At 59.5% G+C, this 22,020-nt stretch carries 19 protein-coding genes and 1 pseudogene; 12 read left to right on the plus strand and 8 right to left on the minus strand.

The features are described from left to right. Window position 1: 1 nt before the first annotated feature. Entirely contained in the window at window positions 2-991 is a 990-nt protein-coding gene (locus ACNA0J_RS04115; protein WP_415816686.1) for an SDR family oxidoreductase, read from the minus strand. Between the two features lie 154 nt (window positions 992-1,145). On the opposite strand from ACNA0J_RS04115, the gene ACNA0J_RS04120 reads away from it, so the two are divergent. Next, window positions 1,146-1,298 carry a DUF3309 domain-containing protein gene (locus ACNA0J_RS04120; RefSeq protein ID WP_415816688.1) on the plus strand — a complete coding sequence of 51 codons (153 nt, stop codon included), beginning with the start codon at window positions 1,146-1,148 and terminating at the stop codon, window positions 1,296-1,298. A gap of 8 nt (window positions 1,299-1,306) precedes the next feature. Here the strand turns inward: ACNA0J_RS04120 and treY are convergent, their stop codons facing one another. From treY to ACNA0J_RS04150, 6 genes are read right to left on the minus strand one after another with little or no spacing between them, the layout of a single operon-like run. Continuing rightward, the gene (gene treY, locus ACNA0J_RS04125) at window positions 1,307-3,853 is read right to left on the minus strand and encodes a malto-oligosyltrehalose synthase (RefSeq protein ID WP_415816690.1); all 2,547 of its coding nucleotides are present in this window, start codon (window positions 3,851-3,853) and stop codon (window positions 1,307-1,309) included. A gap of 40 nt (window positions 3,854-3,893) precedes the next feature. Continuing rightward, window positions 3,894-4,661 (minus strand): alpha/beta hydrolase family protein, encoded by a 768-nt coding sequence (locus tag ACNA0J_RS04130; protein WP_415816692.1) that lies wholly within the window; start codon window positions 4,659-4,661, stop codon window positions 3,894-3,896. Next, window positions 4,648-5,769, minus strand: coding sequence for a DUF3182 family protein (locus ACNA0J_RS04135; protein ID WP_415816694.1), 1,122 nt, complete (start codon window positions 5,767-5,769; stop codon window positions 4,648-4,650). The genes ACNA0J_RS04130 and ACNA0J_RS04135 overlap by 14 nt, the downstream gene beginning before the upstream one ends. 31 nt (window positions 5,770-5,800) lie before the next feature. After that, window positions 5,801-6,796, minus strand: coding sequence for a lysylphosphatidylglycerol synthase domain-containing protein (locus ACNA0J_RS04140; protein ID WP_415816696.1), 996 nt, complete (start codon window positions 6,794-6,796; stop codon window positions 5,801-5,803). 8 nt (window positions 6,797-6,804) lie between these two features. Then, a complete protein-coding gene (clsB, locus tag ACNA0J_RS04145; protein ID WP_415816698.1) occupies window positions 6,805-8,001 on the minus strand; it encodes a cardiolipin synthase ClsB in 1,197 nt (398 codons plus the stop codon). Further along, entirely contained in the window at window positions 7,998-8,768 is a 771-nt protein-coding gene (locus ACNA0J_RS04150) for an endonuclease/exonuclease/phosphatase family protein (RefSeq protein WP_415816700.1), read from the minus strand. The genes clsB and ACNA0J_RS04150 overlap by 4 nt, the downstream gene beginning before the upstream one ends. 155 nt (window positions 8,769-8,923) lie before the next feature. On the opposite strand from ACNA0J_RS04150, the gene ACNA0J_RS04155 reads away from it, so the two are divergent. Next, entirely contained in the window at window positions 8,924-9,193 is a 270-nt protein-coding gene (locus tag ACNA0J_RS04155) for an H-NS histone family protein (RefSeq protein WP_415816702.1), read from the plus strand. Between the two features lie 111 nt (window positions 9,194-9,304). Continuing rightward, window positions 9,305-10,394, plus strand: a pseudogene (locus tag ACNA0J_RS04160) (BamA/TamA family outer membrane protein). 40 nt (window positions 10,395-10,434) lie between these two features. Here ACNA0J_RS04160 and ACNA0J_RS04165 read toward each other — a convergent pair. After that, complete coding sequence (locus tag ACNA0J_RS04165) at window positions 10,435-11,412, minus strand: helix-turn-helix transcriptional regulator (protein WP_415816704.1); 978 nt, start codon at window positions 11,410-11,412, stop codon at window positions 10,435-10,437. Window positions 11,413-11,711: 299 nt separating this feature from the next. Between ACNA0J_RS04165 and ACNA0J_RS04170 the strand changes: the two genes are divergently transcribed. The 9 genes from ACNA0J_RS04170 (at window position 11,712) to ACNA0J_RS04210 (ending at window position 21,987) form a co-directional block, all read left to right on the plus strand. Next, window positions 11,712-13,307 (plus strand): Hint domain-containing protein, encoded by a 1,596-nt coding sequence (locus ACNA0J_RS04170; protein ID WP_415816706.1) that lies wholly within the window; start codon window positions 11,712-11,714, stop codon window positions 13,305-13,307. Between the two features lie 134 nt (window positions 13,308-13,441). Beyond that, a complete protein-coding gene (locus tag ACNA0J_RS04175; protein ID WP_415816708.1) occupies window positions 13,442-14,587 on the plus strand; it encodes a formylglycine-generating enzyme family protein in 1,146 nt (381 codons plus the stop codon). 60 nt (window positions 14,588-14,647) lie between these two features. Further along, window positions 14,648-15,616: an AAA family ATPase gene (locus tag ACNA0J_RS04180; protein ID WP_415817131.1), complete on the plus strand. Its 969-nt coding sequence runs from the start codon at window positions 14,648-14,650 to the stop codon at window positions 15,614-15,616. 8 nt (window positions 15,617-15,624) lie between these two features. Next, window positions 15,625-16,566: a DUF58 domain-containing protein gene (locus ACNA0J_RS04185; protein WP_415816710.1), complete on the plus strand. Its 942-nt coding sequence runs from the start codon at window positions 15,625-15,627 to the stop codon at window positions 16,564-16,566. Beyond that, window positions 16,563-17,069, plus strand: a complete 507-nt coding sequence (locus tag ACNA0J_RS04190; RefSeq protein WP_415816712.1) for a DUF4381 domain-containing protein — start codon at window positions 16,563-16,565, stop codon at window positions 17,067-17,069. Before ACNA0J_RS04185 ends, ACNA0J_RS04190 begins: the two co-directional genes overlap by 4 nt. Further along, window positions 17,056-18,072: a vWA domain-containing protein gene (locus ACNA0J_RS04195; RefSeq protein ID WP_415816714.1), complete on the plus strand. Its 1,017-nt coding sequence runs from the start codon at window positions 17,056-17,058 to the stop codon at window positions 18,070-18,072. Before ACNA0J_RS04190 ends, ACNA0J_RS04195 begins: the two co-directional genes overlap by 14 nt. Further along, complete coding sequence (locus ACNA0J_RS04200; RefSeq protein WP_415816716.1) at window positions 18,069-19,583, plus strand: vWA domain-containing protein; 1,515 nt, start codon at window positions 18,069-18,071, stop codon at window positions 19,581-19,583. The genes ACNA0J_RS04195 and ACNA0J_RS04200 overlap by 4 nt, the downstream gene beginning before the upstream one ends. Further along, window positions 19,580-20,956 (plus strand): BatD family protein, encoded by a 1,377-nt coding sequence (locus ACNA0J_RS04205; RefSeq protein WP_415816718.1) that lies wholly within the window; start codon window positions 19,580-19,582, stop codon window positions 20,954-20,956. Before ACNA0J_RS04200 ends, ACNA0J_RS04205 begins: the two co-directional genes overlap by 4 nt. Further along, complete coding sequence (locus ACNA0J_RS04210) at window positions 20,953-21,987, plus strand: HAD family hydrolase (protein ID WP_415816720.1); 1,035 nt, start codon at window positions 20,953-20,955, stop codon at window positions 21,985-21,987. Before ACNA0J_RS04205 ends, ACNA0J_RS04210 begins: the two co-directional genes overlap by 4 nt. Window positions 21,988-22,020 lie beyond the last annotated feature (33 nt).

The following is a 22,020-nucleotide window of genomic DNA, read 5'->3' on the forward strand; positions in this document are numbered from 1 at the left end:
CCTAATCTCCCGCGGTCCCTGTCACGGGCAGCACAATACCCGTGATATAGCTAGAGCAGCACGGCGCCGCCAAAAAGACATACGCTGGCGATAGCTCCTCCGGCTGGGCGGCGCGGCCCATTTGCGTCTGTTTGCCGAATTTTTGAACGTCTGGTGCAGCGTTGTCGGCAGGGTTCAACGGCGTCCAGACGGGGCCGGGTGCGACGGCGTTGACGCGAATACCGCGAGTGGCCAGATTGGCTGCGAGTGCGCGGGTGAATGAATGGATGGCGCCCTTGGTCGCTGAGTAGTCCAGTAAATGAGGACTGCCGCGCAGGCCGGTAACCGAGCCCGTATTGATGATGCTTCCGCCCTCCGGCAGGTGAGGCAGCGCGGCGCGCGCCATATAGAAATAGCCGTAGATGTTAGTGCGCAGGGTTTCGTCCAGGCGCTCGTCGGAAATGTCCTCGAGCGAATTGGCATGCTCTTGAAATGCCGCGTTATTGACCAGAATGTCCAGATGCCCAAAGGCGCGGACGGTTTTGTTGACGGCTTGCTGGCAAAACTTGGGATCGCGCACATCGCCGCTGATGGTGATACACCGTCCGCCTTCGGCTTCGACGGCTTTTTTTGTTTCGGCGGCATCATCGTCTTCGTTCAGATAGGCCACGGCAATGTCTGCCCCCTCGCGGGCATACAGCACGGCGACGGCACGCCCGATGCCGGAATCTGCTCCGGTAATCAAAGCCACTTTGCCCTCCAATTTTTCGCTGCCTCGATATCCCGGCGCAGAATACCGGGGAGCCGGATTCAGATCCGATTCCCGGCCCGGTTTCTGCTGGTGCTGAGCGGGTTGCGGCGGTTCAGGCTGACGGCGATCACCGGCCTGGGCAGGGCCTTTCGATCCGCTCGACTTGGACGATTTTGCATCGCGTTGATCTTGATCGCGTTGAAGTTCGCGTTGGCGGCGGGCGGTGGCGTCGGCGTCTTGATCGCGAGAACGGTTCGTCATCTGCTTCTCCTTGGCTATCAGGCACCCGGACGGGCGTAGGAAGCTTCAGCCTCGCAATTTGCATTCCCGACTGAGCCGGGCATGCAAATTGCTGTACGAAACAGGTACGGGGCCGATGGGGCTCTGGACGCGATTCCGGAGGAGGACTGCCGTCATGTCGACCATTCTGCTGATTGTGCTGATTCTGTTATTGGTAGGTGCCTTTCCTGCGTGGCCTCATAGCCGCGGCTGGGGATACTATCCCAGCGGTATTTTGGGCATTTTATTGATCGTTCTTATCGTCATGCTGCTGACGGGCCGTCTGTAGCTGAGGGCTTAGTCAGCACTGACGCAGAGCGCAACAGGCCAATCCTGAAATAGCGTATCAAGTGCGATTTCGCCTGTTGTGCTCAAAGCGAGCTCGCGTTGGCTCAGCAGGTCTTTCCAAACGAGGCCCGGCAATGAGGGCACGCGTAATGTCGTACCTTGCCAGAATTGTCTTGCAGCCTCGGCCTCATCTCTCGCATACCCTGCAATACGGCGTGCGCACAATCGCGGTACGACAACCAGGGCAGTACGCCGGCCTGCGCCACGTAGAAACGCCACGACATGGGCGGCCCGAGGACCCTGCGCACATAGGGGCCGATAGGGGCCGGCTAACAGTTCAGGCTGCTGCGCACGCAGTTGCAAAGCCGTATGGATGAGGGACTGCTTGACCGCGCCATTGCGCCAGTGTTTTGACCCGGGCCGCGTGATGATTCCTGACGACAGCAGAAAACGGCGGCGCTCGTAATCGACCGGCCGGCGATTATCCGGATCGACCAGGCTGTAATCCCACAGTTCTGCACCCTGGTACAGGTCCGGCACACCGGGACAAGTATTACGCAGCAAGGTTTGAGCGAGACTATTGATATGTCCTGGCTCGATCAGAGATTGCGCCAAGGCTGCCAGCGTGCGCAGCGGCTCGCGATCATGCCCCTCGGGATCGAGGATATCAATACAAGCCTGAGCCGCAGCTTCGTAATGTTCGTCGGGATCTGTCCATGAGCTATGCAACCCCGCCTCACGCAATGCTTTGCGCTGCCAGGCGCTGATCCGCGTCAACCATTCACGTAGGAGCAATGGATCCAGTGTCTCGCTGGCGCCAGGCCAGTCTGCCGGCCAGGCGCCAATCAGCGCTTGCAGCAGTATGTAGCGGTCCGGGTCGCTGAATGCATTGGCCGGGAGCAAGGCCAGCCACTCTGCCGCCATGTCTGCCCACCGCGAGGGCATCTCCGTCAATACGGCCAGGCGTGCGCGGGTGTCTTCGCCGCGTTTGTGATCATGGGTCGCCGTGGCCAGCAGAGAGTGTGGCATGTGCCGGGCACGCCAATGATTGCGGGCATGAAAGCCTTGTGGCCCTAACGCAAATCGTTGCGGCCAGGCGCCCACCTCGTTGCGGGACAATAAGGTGCCTTGACGGTAATGAAGGGTGTCTTCGAGCGATTTCGCTGCCAATGGCGGCGTGACTTGCTGCAGGCGTTTAAGCGCGTTGAGGCCGTCGGGGATCGAGGATGTGTAGAGCTGGTGCAGCAATTGATCCAGGTGTGCACTGTCCGATTCAGCTAGCATGGCGCGCGCACCCCGGGTGGCCTCATCCCAATGCGTCCGGTCTGCGGCAGATGGACCGCCATCTTCGGCGTAACTGCGATAGACCGGAAACGCCGTCAGCCATGCACCGAGCACACGATCCCAGGACGCCTGGTCTTCGGCTTCATGCGACGTGAGGCGTGACCATGCTGTCAGCAGCCCGTGCCGTTCATGCGCCAGGCGCCGATCCAGCAATTGTGCACGGATAGTGTGCAGTTGGTGTTTTAATCCACTCGAATCGCCGCCATGCGCATACCAGCCAGTCAATAGCGGACGGCGGGCGGAAGGGGAATGCAACAACGCGCTGACGTCATCCATAAAGTCGTAGCCCGTGCTGCCCTCGACAGGCCATCGATGGTCGAGCGCCTCTTGTGGCGCCAGAATTTTTTCCACGACGATATACGGTTTGCGCGCCGGCGCGGCATTGCGCATAGCGGTACGCAGCCGGCGCAAATAGGCGCCTGGCTCTGCCAATCCGTCTATATGATCGATGCGCAGCCCGTCGATCCAGCCCTTGCGATATAACGCCAGAGGCAGCATATGCACCGCTTCGAATACTGACGGATTTTCGACCCGCACGCCCACCAGATCGTTGATGTCGAAAAAACGGCGCCAATTCAGTTGGTTCGTGGCCGAACGCCACCAGGCAAGGCAATAACACTGTTGTTCCAGCAGCGCATGCAGCGCGGCCGTGCGTTCTGCATGATCCGGTGCGTCAGCGTAGCGGGCCAGCGCCGCAAAGACCGACGGGCCCGATATCGGCAGCGCTTGGCCGCCGGCCAACACGACCGGTTCGCCGTGCTGTTTGCCTAGTTGAACATCCCCCTTGCACAGGGCCGAACCATAGGGCTGGCCGAGAATGGGCAACAGGACTTTTCCCGAGTGCATCTCCCAATCGATATCGAAATAATCAGCATAGGTACTGGCACGCCCATTGCGCAGCACATCGCGCCACCATGGGTTGCGCGCGTCGGCGGCCATGTGGTTGGGTACGATATCCAGCAGCAATCCCATCCCGCGCGCCTTGACGGCAGCGGCCAGCCGTTCGAGCGCCGGCTCTCCGCCCAGGTCGGCACTCACGCAGGCGGGGTCCAGCACATCGTAGCCATGCATTGAGCCGGGACGGGCCTGCGTGATGGGTGACAAGTAGAGGTGGCTGACGCCCAAATCGGCGTAGTAGTCCAGTTGTGCGCGTGCCGCATCAAAAGTAAAGTCGGCATGCAATTGCAGACGCGCAGTGGCGCGTAGTGTCATTGGCGGCTCCATGCTGATGTACGGCTGAGATGCCTCTCCTTTATGGCGCACCGGTCAGGGAAGGGGTAGTGCCGGTGCGTGCGCCCATGACCATTTCCGTGATCCAGTTCACCAGCACCGATGTGTACGCCCGCTGCGCAGTCTTTTGCGTCAACGCATGGTCTGCGCCATCGATAATCCGGTGAGTCATGGAGTGGGCGCGCCGAAACGCCGAGCGATAGCTCATGATGGTGGAGTGCGGAATGTAGTCATCCTGTTCCGACTCCACGATGAGTACATCGCCCGGGAACGTGGCGCATGCAGACAACGCACGATTGGTCTCCGGCGCAACGTAGTCACTGCGATAGGCTCGTAGTACTTCCCGATTGAGTTGGTGCTTGGGCTTGAACCATTCATCGTCGAGATACAGCGCGGGTACGTGCAGGGCCAGCCATCGTACTTTGCGCAATTCGGTCAAAATCGATGCCAGGTAGGCGCCATAACTGCTGCCGACCACGGCGATTTCACCTGTTTCCACGGCAGGATGCGCAATCAGACGATCATAGGCAGCCATGACGTCGTGCAAATTATCATCGCGGGATACGTGTTCCCGTTGGGTTTCATTCGCGGCATGCCCTCTGAGATCAAAGGTCAGGCAGACGCAGCCCAGGCCGGCTATTCCCTCTGCCCGTTTCAGGTCAAAGGCTTGATCACCGCCCCAGCCGTGTATGAAAAGTATTCCAGGAATTTTGCTCTTGGGCGTCAGCAGCGTGCCCGCCAGGACATCATCTGCGACGTTGATGTCTATCGCGTCGCTATGTGCCACCATTGTTTTCCCTCACTATGCCACCTGTCTTTGTCAACCATCCCACCCGGCTGTCTTGCCCGTGGAACACGAGATCGCCGCTGTCCGGCTGCGCGGACGCGGATCCGTAACGTTCTAGCGTGTAAGCGTTGATTTCGCGGCAGTCAGGATGATGCGCGAAGTGGAGCAGGGCGGATGCCTCCGCGATACTCGCGCCTCCAGCACGCCACGATTGTTCCAATACCCCGGCCCGCCATGCCCCGGCCGTAGACTGTCCGAGCGCAATATCGTAATTGCGGCGTGACGCGATCAACGATGGATACGCCTGGTTCACCGCAGCGTCATAATGCAACGCCAGCGTGACGGCGTGGCGTTCGTTCGGCGTCATGTCCAGCGACGTGAGCGCAGTCGGCTCATCGAGAATACAACGCAGGTTCGATCCGCCATAGACGTCCTGGCCACTATTGTCCGGGGTCAGCCCCTGTGTGCCTACATAGGACAATGTATAGCCGCCGACGCGGCACCATCCTACGCTGTAGGTTTCGACGTCGGCCAGGTTTTCCTCCAGTACGACGCCTCGTGCTATTTCCGTCATCTCGGCGATGGCGCGTTCCAGTTCGTTCCCGTCCTGAATCACGCGTTGCCCGCGTCCAGCATTGGCGTAAACGGGCTTGATACGTATTGGTCCACGACGCAGCAACGCGCCGCCGGCTTGTCTTGCATCCTCGGGAGAAAATGCGGTGTAGCCGCTGAGTACGGCGTCTGCCAAGCGTTCGGCCAGGGTGTGAGACCATCCGTCGGGGGCAGCGCTACGCCGGCGCCATAAACCGTGCGTAATCGCTTTACTGGCCACGAAGTCGTACGGCACCATTCCTCCGAAAAAACGGGCTTCGTCGCTGATACCGAGTTCATGCGCGTGCAGGGGACCAATCAGGGTTTGATCGGGAACGTAATAGTGCGCCGCCCCGGGCTGCGCGCTATCGGCCTGATAGGGCTCCAGTACCTGGCACTGCAGCAATTCGGCGAGTTTACGCGCCAGGCATAACTGCGTGGCGACTTCGTGCTGCGATGCATTGCTATCGCGGGGATAGGCCACCACGCAGGCAGGAGAGAATCGAGAAGAGTGCGTCATGGCACACCTGCCGCAAGCGCCGTGCCTGGCCTCATTGCGGTGTGGGCCGGGATACGCGGCGCCGGATGGACCATTTGGCCTCGACCACACCGAACGCCAGCAACGCCAGCGCCAGCGGCAGGAGGAAATAGACGGCGCGATAAGTCAATACCGCGCCCAGAATATCTACGGGAGGGAGATACTTCCCCAGCGCGGCGACGGTAATGGCCTCGGTGGTGCCCAGTCCGCCCGGCACCCGCACGACCAATGCCGCGACGCTGGCATACAACAGCACCCCTAATGCCGCCGCATAGGGAACCCGCTCCTGCAGCACAACATACAGCACCAATCCCATCAGGCCCCAGGACAGTATTGCGCTCAAGCTCTGCGCTAGCGCCATCCGTGCGCCGGGCAACACGATACGCCACCGGCGCACCATCCAGGTCCGCCCCGGGTATTTCAGGCAGGCCAGAACATAGGCACCAGACAGTGCCAGCAGCACGACGCCAACTATTCGCAATCCATCTTGTCCCCAGTCGATGGTCTGAGGCAGAGGGACGGCACCGCTGACAAACAAGGCGCCGGCCACCCAGCCGAAGCCGACCCAGTTCGATAGGGCGGAGAACAGCGCCACGCGAGTCGGCACCGACTTGCGGCACCCCATGCGCAGATAAAGCCGCAAGCGCGTTGCAAAACCACCGAGCAGCATGCCCAGGTTCAGATTGAGGGCATAACTGAGCATGGCGATCCCTGCGACGCTGAACAGCGGCAGTTTGTGGCCGATGTAGCGACGTCCCAGGATATCCATGAACGAGTATGCGAGATAGCCGCTCAGCGCGACGGCGATCGCCATGGCGATCGTGGGCCGGGGAAGCGCGCGCACGGCTTTCCATACACCAGGCCAGTCCACGTCACGGGCCAGGTAATACAACATGCCCGCCACGACCCCTACCACGAGCACGGCCAGCCACCTGCCCAGAGACCGTCGGACGCGGGGGCTGATCCGAGTCCAACGCCGCCTTGTCGTACGTATCCGGAATGTGTCCATGGGGATCCTCATTCTTGCGCCGGCTGATGGCGGTCTATAGATTCTGCCGCTATGCGCTGCAGGCGAGGCTTATGGGCAGGCAGACTGCCCACCCAGTTAGGAAAACGCCGTAATACGTGGAATACCATCACCCCGGCCCACAATCGGCGCAGACGCCGTGTGCCGATTGATGAGCGGGGTATTCGCTCGCAGTCCTCTTGCAGCAGGCGTTCCAGACGCTCGCGCAATACGCGATTCAGCGCCCGGTCTCGCATGATCACGTTGGCCTCCAGGTTCAGGGCCAGGCTGAACGGATCCAGATTGCTCGAGCCCACTGTGCTCCAGTCCTGGTCGAAGCAAGCGACTTTGCCATGCAGAGGACGGCGGCAATACTCGTAGATCTCCACACCTGCGTCGATGAGATAGTCATATAGCATCGTGGCGGCGAGCCGGGCGATGCGCATATCCGGCTCGCCCTGCAATATCAGGCGCACGCGCACGCCTCGCCGGGCGGCACCTGCCAGGTCATGCAGCAATCGGTATCCGGGAAAGAAATAGGCATTGGCGATCAGTACATCCTCGCGGGCCGAACGCAGGCTGGCGCGATACAGGCGCTCGATATCCTGTTGATGCCGCGCATTGTCGCGTACCACCAGCTTGCCGGCTCCGTCTTCGTCGGGCACCGGGGCAGGGTCTGATGCTGGCAACCTACCTGGCGCAGCTCGCACAGCCGCACGCATATAGGCAGCGATATCGGCACACAACGGACCGCGCACGCTGACCGCGTAGTCCTGCTTGGCCTGATCGCCATATTCGGTCAGATGGTCTTCCGAGAAATTGATGCCGCCGACGAATGCCAATTCGTTATCGATGACGATGAGTTTGCGATGCAGGCGCCGGAACACATGAAACCGCATACCGAACAGGCGCGGTTTGGGGTCGAATATATGCACACGTACCCCGGCAGTGGCCAGCTCGGCGAGAAATGCGGGCTCCAGTGGATCAGAGCCGTAGCCGTCCAGCGTCAGTACAACCGAGACGCCGCGTTGCGAGGCTGTGATGAGCGCCTGCTGCAATGATCTCCCTACCGGATCGTCAAACAGAATGAATGTCTCCAGGAGGACCTCTTTGCTCGCTCGCGCGATAGCCTTTTCGACTGCAGGGAAAAAGGCATTGCCGTTCTCAAGCAGTTCAAAGCGATTCCCCGTATGCCAGCCCGTACTCATAACGAGATCTCTGCGGTCAACGGCACATGGTCGGATAGGCCGGCCCATACGCGCGAGGTTTGCGGTTCGGGGCGCGAGGTGTGGACGCCCCGTACGTAGATCCTGTCCAGGCGCAGGACCGGGCACACAGCGGGATAGGAGCGAGCCGGTCTGCCGTAATGCTTCGTAAACACCTCTTGGGCATCGCAGCCGGCCATGACCCGGTCGGCGCGTAATCGCCAATCATTGAAATCACCCGCGATCAGTAGCGGCTCATCCGTGGGGATTTGGCGTTGGGCCAACTCGCACAGCAGGTGCAGTTGGCGTTGCCGGTGCCCCTCGCGCAGACCCAGATGCACACACACCGCATGTAGCGGATGCGCCAATTCCGGCGGACGCAGCACGCAGTGCAGCAACCCACGCGGCTCAGGGCCTGCAATACTGACATCGTGGTTGGTATACGTCGCGATGGGGTAGCGCGACAGGATCGCATTGCCATGATGACCGTCCGGGTAGACGGCATTGCGCCCGTAGGCATAGTCGGACCATAACGTGTCGGCCAGGTATTCGTACTGCGACAGCGCCGGCCAATCAGGTAATCGCTCGGCATGTCCCTGATGCGCCCCGACGACCTCTTGCAGAAAGACAATGTCGGGCGCCGCGGATCGCAACGCCTCACGCAGATCGTGCAGCATGAAACGGCGGTTGAAACTGGTAAACCCCTTGTGCGTATTGACCGTCAGCAACCTGAGGGCGAAGCGACTCCCACTGTCGCGCTGTGATTGCATGCTGCCTCCCTAGCCTGGTAGATGTGGCCATACTGCAAGCGGCATGCCCAGGGAGTCAGATCAATGTGTTCGGCCGGCCGTTTATTTCGTTTTTTGGATAGCGTTTGTTTCGACTTCGTACTATTGTAAATACATCGCAAGGGCGAACTAAGCATATGGCGAACAACTACCAGCAGGTCAGATCGCACATACGCACTCTCGAGGCCGAAGCAGAGCGTCTGCGGCGGCGAGAGTTACGCGGTGTCTTGTCAGATATCCGATGGAAAATCAAGGAATACGGGATCACCTCCGAGCAATTGTTCGGGCCGGATCTGTCAGATTTCGTGAGATACCGCGACCCCGAGACCGGACACACCTGGAACGGGGTAGGGCGACCGCCCAACTGGATCAAAGGCAAGGACCGCGGTCTGTTTCGCGTCGACTGAGTATTCATGGCGCCGGAAAAAACGTACGGCAAAGAGGAGAGTGCTTTGTTGCCAGCGTTCGTCGCCTTGTTTCGGCGTGCCAGCATGGTGCGTCTGCTAGGTCTGGTAGCGATGGTCAGTGGGGCCACTTGCATGGGGCAGCCCACTGGGTTCACGGATCCCGAGGATGGCGCATTTGATCTGAGCGATTATCTGCTCAACCGGAAAGGCATATTTCCCGTCCCGGTGATCATTACCGAGCCCGCCGTCGGGTACGGAGGCGGCGCGATGCTGATGTACTTTTCAGAATCGCTCGGCGAGGCCAGTCAAAAGGCGAAAGAGAGTGACTCGTCACTGGCCCCCCCCCAATATCACCGGCATTGGCGCGTTGGGTACGGAAAACGGATCACGAGGTGCAGGCCTGTTCCACTTTCACACGTGGGGCGCCGACCGGTTCCGGTATCTGGGCGCATTGGCACAGGGCAAGGTCAATCTCGATTATTACGGCCCTCTCAATCGCGGGCACAGCTACGAACTGAAGGGTACGTTTCTGGTGCAGCAATTGCTCGCGCGTATAGGAGACAGCCGCTGGTATGTGGGACCTCGCTATACGTACTTCAGATCCGATACGCGCTTTACCGGTGCAGAGAAAAATCCTCTTGGATTATTGGATGATCAGAAACTGAGTGTCGGCAAATTAGGCCTGGTGATCGACTACGACAATCGCGATAACATGTTTTACCCGACTAAAGGCAGTTATGCCGAGTTCGAGGCGCAGTTTGCACGCAGCGGATTCGGCAGTTCAGCGTCCTTTGAAACTTACCGCGCGCGTGGCTATACGTGGTTGCCTGTTCATCCTAAATGGACATTAGGGCTGCGCGCCGATGCTCAGACCACCAGCGGTTCGGTGCCGTTTTATGCGCTGCCCTATGTCGATTTACGCGGTGTATCGCGCGGCCGGTATCAAGACCGGACCGCCTTGGCCGCGGAAGTCGAAATGCGTTGGGCCGTCACACCGCGCTGGTCGCTATTGGGCTTCACGGGGGTGGGTAAAGCCTATGGCCGATGGAAGTCATATGGCGAGGCCTCCAATGTGAATAGTGTCGGCGTCGGATTCCGGTATCTGATCGCCAGAAAATTGGGTTTGGCAATAGGCATCGACGTCGCCCACAGCAAGGACCAGAATGCTTTCTACATTCAGGTGGGGAGTGCCTGGCGATAGAAATTGACTGCGATATCCCTGCGGTCGCGCTACGAGCCCGTCACTGCTGGCGTGTACGCTTTAGCGTTTCGCTTGGCAGCTCGCCGAAGGCATTGCGATAGTACTGAGAGAATCGGGACACATGTCGAAATCCCCATTTCATTGCGACCTCTGAAACCGTCCCATCCTGTTCACAGTTGAGCAAATCACGCAGCGCGCCATTTAACCGTGCCGTCATGAACCACCGCCCAGGCGTCATACCGACGCTGCGGCGAAATATCAGCTCCAGTGAACGCAGGCTATATCCGCTGCGCTTGGCAATTTCGGCCAGCGCAATGTCCGTGTCTTCGCCCGAAACGACGAGCCGTTCGCAAGCGGTGATCAATTGGTGATGGCGTATCTCTGTCGCAGACTTTTCTGGTTGATTCAATGGGGTTGAGTCGAATATCTGGTCCACGTAACTCCCCAAAAGCGAATGGTAGATTTCCGCGCCTAATTCGGAACTAATTCCGCCAACTGGCTCAAGTCGGTGAGCCAGTCCCAGGGCATCGTCAGTGATTCGAGTCAACGCGTGCCTGGCCCCGTTGCGTAAACGCATCGAATACGCCGCGTGCCTGGATAAATGAATGGGGCGTCCTACTCGCGCAGTGGCGAACGCCTGTAAGGATTCCTCCGGCACCACAAAATTGACCCAACGGGAAGGGCCTGATGCGTGATAGAGGAGTTCTACTCCCGGCGGATAGATTTGTATTTCATTGCTCTCCAAGGCCATCGTATTGCATCGCGTGACCTGTTCTCCTTCAGCCATGAATCCTATGCAAACCTCTTTCTTGGGCATACAGCCTTGAGCAACAACAGGGAAGTTGTAGCCGCCAGTCTCCAGTCTGATGTCACCGATAACCAGCCGTTGGTGTGCCATGGTTGCTTGCTTGGCGGACAGGAGACGATGCTCGAAGGTGGTGCCATAGACGACATCAAATGCCTGGCATGGCTCGAAGCCGGAGTAGAGGTGCCGCATGTACATCGGCTGATACATCATGGCAAAAAGTTCCTACAAGATTTCGCTTTTCGGATAGCGCATGGTGCTGCTTCGTAATAACTTTACCAAGAACGACGTATATGTAAGCAGAATATTGCCCAAGAAATGAGAAAAAATGCGAAATTTTCCTGAGTTTCGCATAAATGTATCGAAAAGTTGTAATGGGATGATGGGTATAAATGGCGGCAACACTTTGCCGTAATAGGGCGTTTTTTATTTCTTGAGGAGGCTCGGCGCGACAGCAGTCTGGGTTTTTGTCTGGTTCTTTTGGCGATGCAATCAACTGGAAGAGGATTGAGATGGCGGATATCAGCTTGACTCCCGACGACCCCACGTGGGCCTGGACCGATACAGAAACGGATACTGAGTTCAACTTTGCGCTCGGTGTCGACAATGGCGCAGTGGACTTCACCAATGCAGGCTCTGTGACCGCCAACTTCGATGGCGCACACCCATTTTCTATTTATGCTGAAAACACCAATCTGCTGATCGGCAATCTGAATGGTGGCGCTGGCGATCAACCCATCACATTGCAGGTGGGCCCGGATTCGACGACAGGCTTTTCGCAGTTTCAACCTCAGTGGCTGGACAACCTCACCATCGATTTTTCCCAAGCCCAAGGCACGGGCACGGTGGCGATGAACGTGGACAATATCACCACTAATCCTGGTGACGTGCTGCATATCACGGGCGTAGAGGGCGGGGCTTCTTTCACATTCGTAGGCGCCACGCCGGATCACGCTGGACTGGACAACGGCATCCTGACTTTTTATGACGCGGACAACCAGCCTATCCTGCAAGTACAAGCCGATAACTTTACGCAGGAAGACCTAGACAGTTTGAACTTCAACGGTAATAACGTTTCGTTCGCCTGCTTTATGCGCGGTACCTTGATTGCGACTCCGGATGGAGAACGTCCTGTTGAGACGCTGCAGCCAGGCGACAAAGTCAGTACAGCCAGCGGTGGCGTTGCCACGGTGAAGTGGGTGGGACATCGCACGCTGTACGGAGCCCATATTCCCGAAGAGCATGCCATTCGCGCTTTTCCGGTCCGCATTTCCGCTAGTGCACTTGGACCGAATATCCCAGCCCGAGATCTCTATGTGTCGCCGTACCATCACATGTATTTTGATGGCAAGCTGATTCCAGCGATGTTGCTGGTCAACGGAAAGACGATTGTTCAGGATTTTTCGCAACAGGTCTTCGAGTACTTTCACGTCGAGCTGGATCGTTTCGATATCCTGCTGTCCGAAGGTGCGGCATCGGAGTCGTATGTCGATACCGGCAACCGATCGATGTTCCAGAACGTGAATGTGGTCACGTTATTGGCAGATTTCGGGCCTGCCCCAGGGCGTCCGACCATCGAAGGAATCGAGGTGTTGCGCAAGGGGCCGGCAGTGGCTGCGGTGCGCCGGCGTTTGCTCAAACGTGCCGAGCAATTGACTCGATCCTTGAGAGTGTCTGATCCGAATCTGCGGGTGCAAGTCAATGGCAAAGTGCTTGCGGCCCAGGCCCATGATTCCGGTGAGTCCATTGTTCGATTCGAGCTGCCAGTTGATGCTGATGCAGGAGACATTCATCTCCTTTCGCGTTGCGCGATTGCCCGCGAGACGGCCTCGGATCCCCGCCGAGACCTGCGCACAGTAGGTGTGGGGCTGGCTCGTATCACCATCGAGGACGACGATGGCCGCCGGGATATAGCGTTGTCTGCATCTGAACTGCAGGGACTGAACGCACCGCAAGACGTGCACGGCGTAACGATGCGTTGGACCGATGGCCATGCCACGATTCCCAAGGCGCTGCATCGTGTCAGAGGAAAGGCGACGCTCGAACTCCATGTATTGCGCACCCATTCCTATTGGGAGAGCGCAGGAACAATGAAGCAAGCAGCCTGAGCGCGACACCGGGGCCTTTTATTCATTGAGGCCCCGGCTGCAGTTTGCACGACTTGGCAAGGCTGGACGGCTCGCGGTGTTTCCGCGTGATCCGAATGCGTTACGTGTGTTGGAACCGGTGGTGAGGTGAGCGCGTGAAACAGCAAGTGAAGATCGGATTGACGGCAGTAGCGATTCTTGTGGCGGCAGCAGCATTAGGCGCCTACGTGGGTGGATGGAACGTTTCCGATTCCTCGGCGCGTGAGGTCAAGCTGGGCGATGGGAAAAATGGGCCCGCGGGCATGGCGTGGATTCCCGGATCGCAATTTCTCATGGGTAATGAGCACAAGCTCTCTCAACCTAATGAACGGCCTGCTCATGCGGTGCGTGTCAGCGGGTTCTGGATGGATGTGCACGACGTGACCAACGCCGAGTTTCGCCGGTTCGTAGAGGCCACCGGTTACGTGACCACGGCGGAGCAGAAGCCGCGCTGGGAAGATCTGGCCCCGCAACTGCCGCCTGGTACGCCGCGTCCAGATGACAGTGTGCTGGTGCCCGGCGCCATGGTTTTCGTAGGCTCCGAGAGCGAGGTCTCATTGCGAGATTACACGCGCTGGTGGCGATTCATTCCGGGGGCTAATTGGCGCCATCCGCAAGGTCCGGGCAGCAACATCCAGGGCAAAGACGATCATCCCGTTGTGCAGGTATCTTATACAGACGCTGAGGCCTATGCGAAATGGGCCGGCAAGCGGTTGCCTACCGAGGCGGAGTGGGAGTTCGCCGCGCGCGGCGGGATAGAGCAAGCCGACTATAGCTGGGGCAATGAGCTCAGCCCGCAAGGCAAGCCTATGGCGAACATCTGGGATACGCAGCAGCAACAGCCTTTCCCCGTCGTCAAAGACGAAAAAATTCAGGTGGGTACGACACCGGTCGGCAGTTTTCCATCGAACGGCTACGGGCTGTATGACATGGCCGGCAATGTGTGGCAATGGACGGCGGACTGGTATCGCGCCGATGCCTTTGCGATCCAGGCTCAATATCGCGAGCCGCCGCAGGACCCAGCGGGCCCCGCCGACAGCTTTGATCCCGATGATGGCAATGTGCCGGAAAAGGCACCGAAACGCGTCACGCGTGGCGGCTCGTTTTTGTGCAGCGATACCTATTGCATTAGTTACCGCGCCAGTGCCAGGCGGGGTGCAGACCCGCTGAACAGCATGTCGCATCTGGGTTTTCGTACGGTGATGACCCAGGAACAATGGAAATTGGCTCAGGCTCATAAGAATAGCGTCGTCAGCCGTTGAGTCCACCCGTGCGCTCACCGGACGAGCGCACATGAAAGCATCACCATGGAAGGCAAGAGCATGGCGAATCGCGATGGCGTTCTAGCGTTGGAGCAAGCTGTTTCTGCGACGGTCCTGGGTCAGTCGACAATCATCCGTCACGTGCTGATTGCGCTGTTGGCCGATGGACACGTGCTGCTGGAAAGCCTGCCTGGCTTGGCCAAGACCCGCACCGTCAAGGCGCTGGCAGCGCATATGGCGGCCACGATGAGCCGTATCCAGTTCACGCCGGACCTGTTGCCCTCGGACATTACCGGTGCCGAGGTGCTGCAGCAGGATGCCTCGGGAAATCATCGAATTGAATTCCAGCAAGGTCCATTGTTTGGCAACCTGATTCTGGCCGACGAAATCAATCGTGCCCCGGCCAAGGTGCAATCCGCCTTGCTGGAGGCCATGGAAGAGCGGCAGATCACCGTGGGCGGCGTGACTCGGCCCATGCCGAAGCTGTTCATGGTATTGGCCACGCAGAATCCTATCGAACAAGAGGGCACTTATCCATTGCCTGAGGCGCAGATGGATCGTTTTCTGATGAAAATCCGGTTGGACTATCCGGCGCCGGATGATGAGACGGCCATGCTCGCCTTGTTGCGCGATACCGCTACGGTAAAGGCCGAGGAGGCCGAGCGTCTTTCACAGGAAATATTGTTTGCCTGCCGTGACGAGGTGGCGGCAGTGCATGTGGCTGCGTCCGTGGATCGCTACATTGTCGATCTGGTAAACGCTACGCGCCGCCCCGCCGATTACGATAGCGATCTGCAACGATGGATCCAGATCGGGTCCAGTCCGCGTGGCGCGATTGCACTGGACAAAGCGGGCCGCGCGCATGCGTGGCTGGCCGGTGCAGATTTCAGTTCGCCTGACGATGTGCGCGCCGTCGCCCATGCTGTCCTGCGTCACCGGCTTCACCTGACATACGACGCCGTCGCGGATGGCGTCACGGCAGAACAAGTCATTGACCGATTGCTGGATGTGGTGGCCGTCCCGGCATAGGAATCGCCATGGCGCACCCACCACATCCCGTTCATCCGTCGTTGGCGGAATTGATGGCTATGGAAGGCGCGGTAGGCGGCCTGTCGTTTGTCGCGCACCAGCCCTCCACCAGCGTCCTGGCCGGTCAACATGGATCGCGGTTGCGCGGGCGCGGCCTGGATTTTTCCGAATTGCGGCGTTATGTGCCCGGCGATGATTTACGGCAACTGGACCCCAGGGCATCATTGCGTTACGGCAAGCCGTACGTGCGCTCCTACACCGAAGAACGCGACCGGCCGGCGATGATCATCGTGGATCAGCGCATGAGCATGTACTTTGGCTCTGTCAAGTTTTTCAAATGCGCGGTGGCTGCTCGGGTGGCGGCCGCGACGGCGTGGATGGCTTTTCGTGCAGGGGATCGCGTGGGAGGCCTGGTGTTCGACGATGAGCGCGTCAGCGTTCAAAAGCCGTTGCGCAGCCGCCAGCAGGTGCAGGCATTGTTGGCATCGGTGGTGCGCGCCAATAGCGAGCTGTCGGCCGACAAGCCAGACCGGGCGGCGGGCCCCATGCTCAATGCGGCATTGCGCCAGGCATTGGGTTTTGCCAAGCATGACTATCTGGTCTGCATCATTAGCGATTTTGCCGGGGCCGATGACGACACGCTGCGAGCATTGAGACAGTTATCTGCGCATAACAGCGTTGTGGCAGCTCTGGTCTACGATCCCATGGCGCAAGATCTGCCGCGGCAAGGGCATCTGGTGGTGACGCAAGGCGAGTTGCAGCTCGAAATCTCCGTCGGAAAGGCACGAGAGCGTCAACCTTTGGCCGATTTTTTCAGTGGCCGTCTGCGGCAAGTCGCGGACCTCTTGCGCCGCAGTCAGGTGCCATTGCTGTCCATCGATACGACCACGGATCCATTGACGCAATTGATGAGTGAGTTGGGACACCGGCAAGAAGAGAGGCGGCCATGAGTGATACGCCTGTCCTCGGCCTGGATCAATTGCAGGAACTGGCGTTGCCTGCGCCGCCTGCTTATTGGCCGCAGACCTGGGGGTGGGCTGTGGTGGCGGTATTGCTGCTGCTCGGCATCGGATGGATGGCGGTATGGGGTTACCGGCGGCATCGGCGCAATCTGTATCGCCGTCAGGCACTGCGCGCGTTGGAGCAGTTGAACAGAGAGATTGCCGCCAATCCCCTGGCAATACGCGAACTGCCGGGTCTGCTCAAGCGGACCGCGTTGGCAGCCCAGCTGGATGGGCAACGCACGCGCGTTGCCGCATTGCACGGTGATGGTTGGCTGAACTATCTGCAGGAGAGTGCTGGACAGCCGGTGCTTCCCGACGGCAGTGGCCGCGTACTGCTCGCGCTCGCTTATGCCCCGGACGAGACGGTACGGTCATTGGATGGTGAAACCTTAAAGGGCTTGATTGCGGCAAGCCGGCTATGGATGGAGCGTCATCATGTGGCGGCTTGAGTATCCGTGGCTTTTTTTGCTCGTGCCCTTGGGCGTGCTGGCGTATCGAGCGCTGCCGGCCTATTTACAGACGCGGCAGGCCTTGCGTTTGCCTTTTTTCGACACGATGGCGACCTTGACCGGAAAGTCGCCGACTCGCCCTGGCGTGCGCGACCGCCGGGGGCAGCTGGTGTTGAATATCGTCGTGTGGTTGTTGATGGTATTGGCGTTGACGCGGCCTCAATGGGTAGAGCCGCCGTTAACGCATACCGAGCCGATGCGGGACATTCTGCTGGCGGTCGACATTTCTCAATCGATGGACAGCACGGACTTTCGTGATCCGCAGAACCGGCCAGTGTCGCGCTGGGACGCTGTCAAATCTGTGGTGTCGGATTTCGTGGACAAACGTCCTGACGATCGGCTGGGATTGATCGTTTTCGGCACGGGCGCCTATCCTCAGGCGCCGTTGACACGCGACCACGCATCGCTGCATTTTCTCTTGGACCAGGCGGCTGTCGGCATGGCGGGTCCCCATACGGCTATTGGCGACGCCATCGGCTTGGGCATCCGTATGCTGGATAAAGCCGATGAGCGCGACAAGGTGTTGATCTTGCTGACCGACGGCAACGATACCGGCAGCGCCATCCCGCCGGATCGTGCTGCGGCCTTGGCGGCACGCCATCATGTGACGGTACATACGATAGGCATAGGAGATCCCCAGGCCACCGGAGAAGAGCGGGTGGATTTTGACGCATTGCGCGAGATTGCGCGGACGGCGGGGGGAAAATTCTTTAGCGCCAATGATGTCAACGCACTACGCGAGGTGTATGCCACGCTGGACCGCATTACACCCAAAGAGGTCAAGTCCCTCAGCCACCAGCCGAAACGGGACTACTTCTGGATCCCCCTGGGTTTGGCGCTGTGCTTGCTGTTGTTGTGGCATTGCATCGCAGCCTTGGGCGCTTGGCGTGGTGTGCATCGTGCTGACCATGCAGGGCAGGCGCCGGCGAAGGAATCGGTATGAATATCGATCTCAGCGCCTTTCACTTTCTGCGGCCCTGGTGGCTGTTGGTGATACCGCTGGCCATCGTGTTGTGGTGGGGCCGGCACCGTGATCTGGCCAAGCCTGGTCGAGATACCCGCATTGCGCCGGACCTGTTGCCGTATTTGACCGTTCGGTCAACGGGTAGCCGGGGGCCGGCGCCGATCGACGTACTGGCGTTGATGTTGATACTAGGTGCGCTGGCAGCCGCAGGGCCCACTTGGCAGCGGGACGAACCCGCGTATCTGGACAATGTGGCGCCGCTCATCGTCGCCGTGGATCTATCTGCCTCGATGGATGGCGCTGACATACCGCCTTCGCGGCTGGAGGCGGCCAAGCATCTGCTGCGGGATCTGAGCGCACAGCGGGCCGGTGCGAAGACCGGGCTGATTGCCTATGCAGGCAGTGCGCACCTGGTGGCGCCTCCCACGGATGATGCCAGTTTGCTGGATCTGTTCGCTCAAGCCTTGTCATCCGATCTGATTGCGCGCAAAGGCCGGGATGCGGCCTCCGCGATCGATCTGGCCTCGCGTGCGCTGCAGGCGGAGCAGGCGGGCGGCACATTGTTGCTGGTCACCGATGGGGTCGATACGGGGCAGCTTGATGCTGTGAAAGATCGGGCTCGGGCAGCGTCGAATATGCAGGTGCTGATCATGGCCGTGGGGCAGGTGGGGTTGGATGTCGCTGCCTTACGGAATCTGGCGGATGCCGCCGGTGCGCCCTTGGGCAGCTTGACGGGCAGCCCCGATGATCTGGATTGGGTGACATTGCACGCCCAGCAACATTTTCGCGCGGTACAAGACGCGCAAATGGGTGTTGTTCATTGGAAAGACGTAGGGTATTGGCTGTGCTGGCCGCTCGGTCTGTTGGCATTGTTGACGCTGCGGCGCGGTTGGAATGTGGCATGGCTCGGAGGCTTGCTGTTGGCCGCCACGTTCAGCACCGCGCCAATCGCGCACGCCGGTGCGCTGGCAGATGCGTTCTTGACCGCGGATCAGCAGGGTCGGATAGCGTTTGAGCAAGGCCACTATGACGAGGCTGTGCAACGATTCCACGATCCCTATTGGAAGGGACGGGCCGCGTATCAGGCGGGAAACTACGCCGTCGCTTTGGCGGCGTTCTCCTCGGTTCAAACGGCCGAAGGGTATTTCTATGTAGGGAATACCCAAACTCGTCTGAGGCAATACGACGCCGCGCTGGACGCCTACGATCAGGCCCTATCGATGCGGCCAAACTGGAAACCGGCGATGGTCAATCGCGACATCGTGTCACGATTGATCGACGACATGAGCCAAGAACAGCAAGGCGAGCCGGCTGATTCGCCGGATCAGACCATCGATGACAAGACGGCCAAGGCCGGCAAGATGATTCAGGTGCCCGTGGCGAAAGCGGCCTCGGAAGACGCGTGGCTGCGCAACCTGACCGTATCGCCGGCCCGCTTTCTGCGCAGCAAGTTCGCCATCGAGGATGCACGGGCGGGAGGCAAGCCATGATGTACTGGCGAAGGTTCCTCCTGGGCACGGTTGTGAGCGTAGGCATCATGTCAGCGGCCTGGGCCCAGGACACCGCTGCATTGCTGGTCACTGCGCGTTTGCAAGGCTCGAGCGAAGTCCAGGTGGGGGCAACGGTGGAATTGGAGTTGCAAGTCACGACTCCAACGTGGTTCACGCAGCCGCCGCAACTGCCGGTGTTGAACCTGCCAGGCGCGATGGTGACGCCTCCATCGGGACAGGGCGTCATTGTCCGGGACCAAAAGGACGGGGTGGTCTACAACGGTTTGCGTTACACCTATGTGCTCAGCCCGACCACGTCGGGCAGACTGCAAGTGCCTGCGTTGACGGTCAGTGCCAAGGTGGGACCCGGGGGAGAGACCGCCTCGGCCAGCAGCCAGCCGTTCTCGTTCACAGTAGCCGCAGAAAAGAGTGGTAGCGACGAAGGCCCAGCGGCAAATGAAATAGCCATTACCCAAGACTACGATTCAGCGCCGGACCCGTTGGTCAATGGTGGCCGCGTGACACGCACCATCATCCAGCGTGCGATGGGGGTGCAAGCGATGCTGTTGCCCGAGGCTTCCTTGGGCGAGGTGAAGGGTTTCAAACGCTATTCACGAGAACCGGAAGTCACGACCTTGACCGATGGCCGAGGTGGTTTTGTGGGCGGGCAGCGCATCGACAGGGCGGACTATGTCGCCCAGCAAGCCGGAGCATTGAGCTTTCCCGACGTGACCATGCATTGGCGCGATAGCGAGACCGGCGAGCCGCGGTCGCAGACGTTGCAGGGGCGTACTTTTGAGGTGGCGGCCGCGCCTGTCGTCGATCCGCCGTTTTCCTTGACCGAGGATTTGGCGCAGTTGCGTCATGGCTTGCGTTGGGTGCCTGCCTCCTGGCTGCTGTTCTCGATTGGCGTCGTCGTTCTCGCGCTGGCTTTGTGGCTCACATGGCCGTGGTGGCGCAGGGCAGGCCGACAGCTCAGCCAATGGGCGCATTTGCAATGCACGCGCTACCAAGCAAGCGAGGCCTGGCATTGGCGGGCCTGGCGGCGAGAAGCGCAGCGCGATGTTACGTCGCTAAGCGCCTTCTATCGATGGTTGAAAGTCGCCAGCGGCGCGGCCGATGTAAGCGCCGCTACGGCCCAGTTGCCCATAGCGGTTCGCAGCGCCACCCAGACGGTATTGGGCACCAGAGTCGCGGGCAGTGGGGCCGACAAGACGTGGCGGACAAGCTTGGTCCATCTATCGCATCAATGGCGTCTCGCCTGGCGAACAAAACAGCGGCGGGCGTCCGCGTACGCCTTACCGGTCAGATTGAATCCCCCTCAGAACAACGGGAATAACGGACTCCTCCGAGAACCAAGGGAAAACTCATGAAGAGCATATCGACTACAGCAGTACGACGTTGCGCCGCATGGCTGGGAATGTTGACCGTCACGCTGTTGATATCGGCGTGTGCGGGACATCATGCGGATTCTCGGCATGCCGGGTTACCTTCGTGGAATGACGGCCCCTCGCGTCAAGCCATTGTCGCGTTCGTGCAAGCAGTGACCGATCCGAAAAATCCCGATTTTGTTCCGCCGGAGCGCCGCATCGCCGTGTTCGACAACGACGGTACGCTCTGGAGCGAGCAGCCTATGTATTTCCAGGTCATGTTTGCCCTGGACCGCGTCAAGGCGATGGCGCCAGAGCATCCGGAATGGGCGCGGCGTCAACCGTTTAAGGCGGTGATCGAGGGGGACAAGGCCCGATTGGCCAAGTCCGGGGAATCAGGACTGCTGAAAATAGTCGGCGCGACCCACACCAATATGAGCGTCGACGATTTCACGCAAAGCGTGTCGGACTGGTCGGCCACGGCGCGTCATCCCCGCTTTAACCAGCGCTACATCGATATGACTTATGCCCCCATGGTCGAGTTGCTGAAGTACCTGCGCGATCAGGGCTTCAAGACCTACATCGTTTCCGGGGGAGAGGTCGAGTTCATGCGCGCCTGGGCGCCTGCGGCCTACGGTATCCCGCCCGAGCAGATTATCGGCACCACCTTTGTGACGACGTTTGAGAATCGTAATGACGCTCCCGTGTTGTGGCGTCAGGGCAAGCTCGAATTCAACGATGATGGTCCGGGCAAACCGGTAGCCATACAGCGCTACATCGGTCGACGCCCGATCTTTGCCTTCGGCAATTCGGATGGTGATCTGCAGATGCTGCAGTGGACAGCAGCAGGCGACGGCAAGCGTTTTGCGGGCCTCGTACACCACACAGACGCACAGCGAGAGTGGGCATACGACCGGGATTCCAAAGTCGGCCGATTAAATAAGGCATTGGACGAGGCCACACGCCAGAACTGGACGGTCGTCGATATGCAGTCGGAATGGCGGCGGGTGTATTCGTTCGAACCGCTGCAGTAGGTTCAATAGTGGGACGTAACCGCCCGTCAGGGC

Origin of the sequence: Bordetella tumbae (assembly GCF_965139195.1) — a bacterium.
Classification (GTDB): Bacteria; Pseudomonadota; Gammaproteobacteria; order Burkholderiales; family Burkholderiaceae_B; genus Bordetella_A; species Bordetella_A tumbae.

Bases quoted from the DNA above. Each gene is read 5' to 3' on its own strand.
- ACNA0J_RS04120 (WP_415816688.1), top strand. From the start codon at position 1,146: ATGTCGACCATTCTGCTGATTGTGCTGATTCTGTTATTGGTAGGTGCC.
- ACNA0J_RS04130 (WP_415816692.1), bottom strand. From the start codon at position 4,661: ATGGTGGCACATAGCGACGCGATAGACATCAACGTCGCAGATGATGTC.
- ACNA0J_RS04165 (WP_415816704.1), bottom strand. From the start codon at position 11,412: ATGATGTATCAGCCGATGTACATGCGGCACCTCTACTCCGGCTTCGAG.
- ACNA0J_RS04205 (WP_415816718.1), top strand. From the start codon at position 19,580: ATGATGTACTGGCGAAGGTTCCTCCTGGGCACGGTTGTGAGCGTAGGC.
- ACNA0J_RS04180 (WP_415817131.1), top strand. From the start codon at position 14,648: ATGGCGAATCGCGATGGCGTTCTAGCGTTGGAGCAAGCTGTTTCTGCG.
- ACNA0J_RS04195 (WP_415816714.1), top strand. From the start codon at position 17,056: ATGTGGCGGCTTGAGTATCCGTGGCTTTTTTTGCTCGTGCCCTTGGGC.
- ACNA0J_RS04150 (WP_415816700.1), bottom strand. From the start codon at position 8,768: ATGCAATCACAGCGCGACAGTGGGAGTCGCTTCGCCCTCAGGTTGCTG.
- ACNA0J_RS04200 (WP_415816716.1), top strand. From the start codon at position 18,069: ATGAATATCGATCTCAGCGCCTTTCACTTTCTGCGGCCCTGGTGGCTG.
- clsB (WP_415816698.1), bottom strand. From the start codon at position 8,001: ATGAGTACGGGCTGGCATACGGGGAATCGCTTTGAACTGCTTGAGAAC.
- treY (WP_415816690.1), bottom strand. From the start codon at position 3,853: ATGACACTACGCGCCACTGCGCGTCTGCAATTGCATGCCGACTTTACT.
- ACNA0J_RS04170 (WP_415816706.1), top strand. From the start codon at position 11,712: ATGGCGGATATCAGCTTGACTCCCGACGACCCCACGTGGGCCTGGACC.
- ACNA0J_RS04115 (WP_415816686.1), bottom strand. From the start codon at position 991: ATGACGAACCGTTCTCGCGATCAAGACGCCGACGCCACCGCCCGCCGC.
- ACNA0J_RS04190 (WP_415816712.1), top strand. From the start codon at position 16,563: ATGAGTGATACGCCTGTCCTCGGCCTGGATCAATTGCAGGAACTGGCG.
- ACNA0J_RS04140 (WP_415816696.1), bottom strand. From the start codon at position 6,796: ATGGACACATTCCGGATACGTACGACAAGGCGGCGTTGGACTCGGATC.
- ACNA0J_RS04135 (WP_415816694.1), bottom strand. From the start codon at position 5,769: ATGACGCACTCTTCTCGATTCTCTCCTGCCTGCGTGGTGGCCTATCCC.
- ACNA0J_RS04155 (WP_415816702.1), top strand. From the start codon at position 8,924: ATGGCGAACAACTACCAGCAGGTCAGATCGCACATACGCACTCTCGAG.
- ACNA0J_RS04185 (WP_415816710.1), top strand. From the start codon at position 15,625: ATGGCGCACCCACCACATCCCGTTCATCCGTCGTTGGCGGAATTGATG.
- ACNA0J_RS04210 (WP_415816720.1), top strand. From the start codon at position 20,953: ATGAAGAGCATATCGACTACAGCAGTACGACGTTGCGCCGCATGGCTG.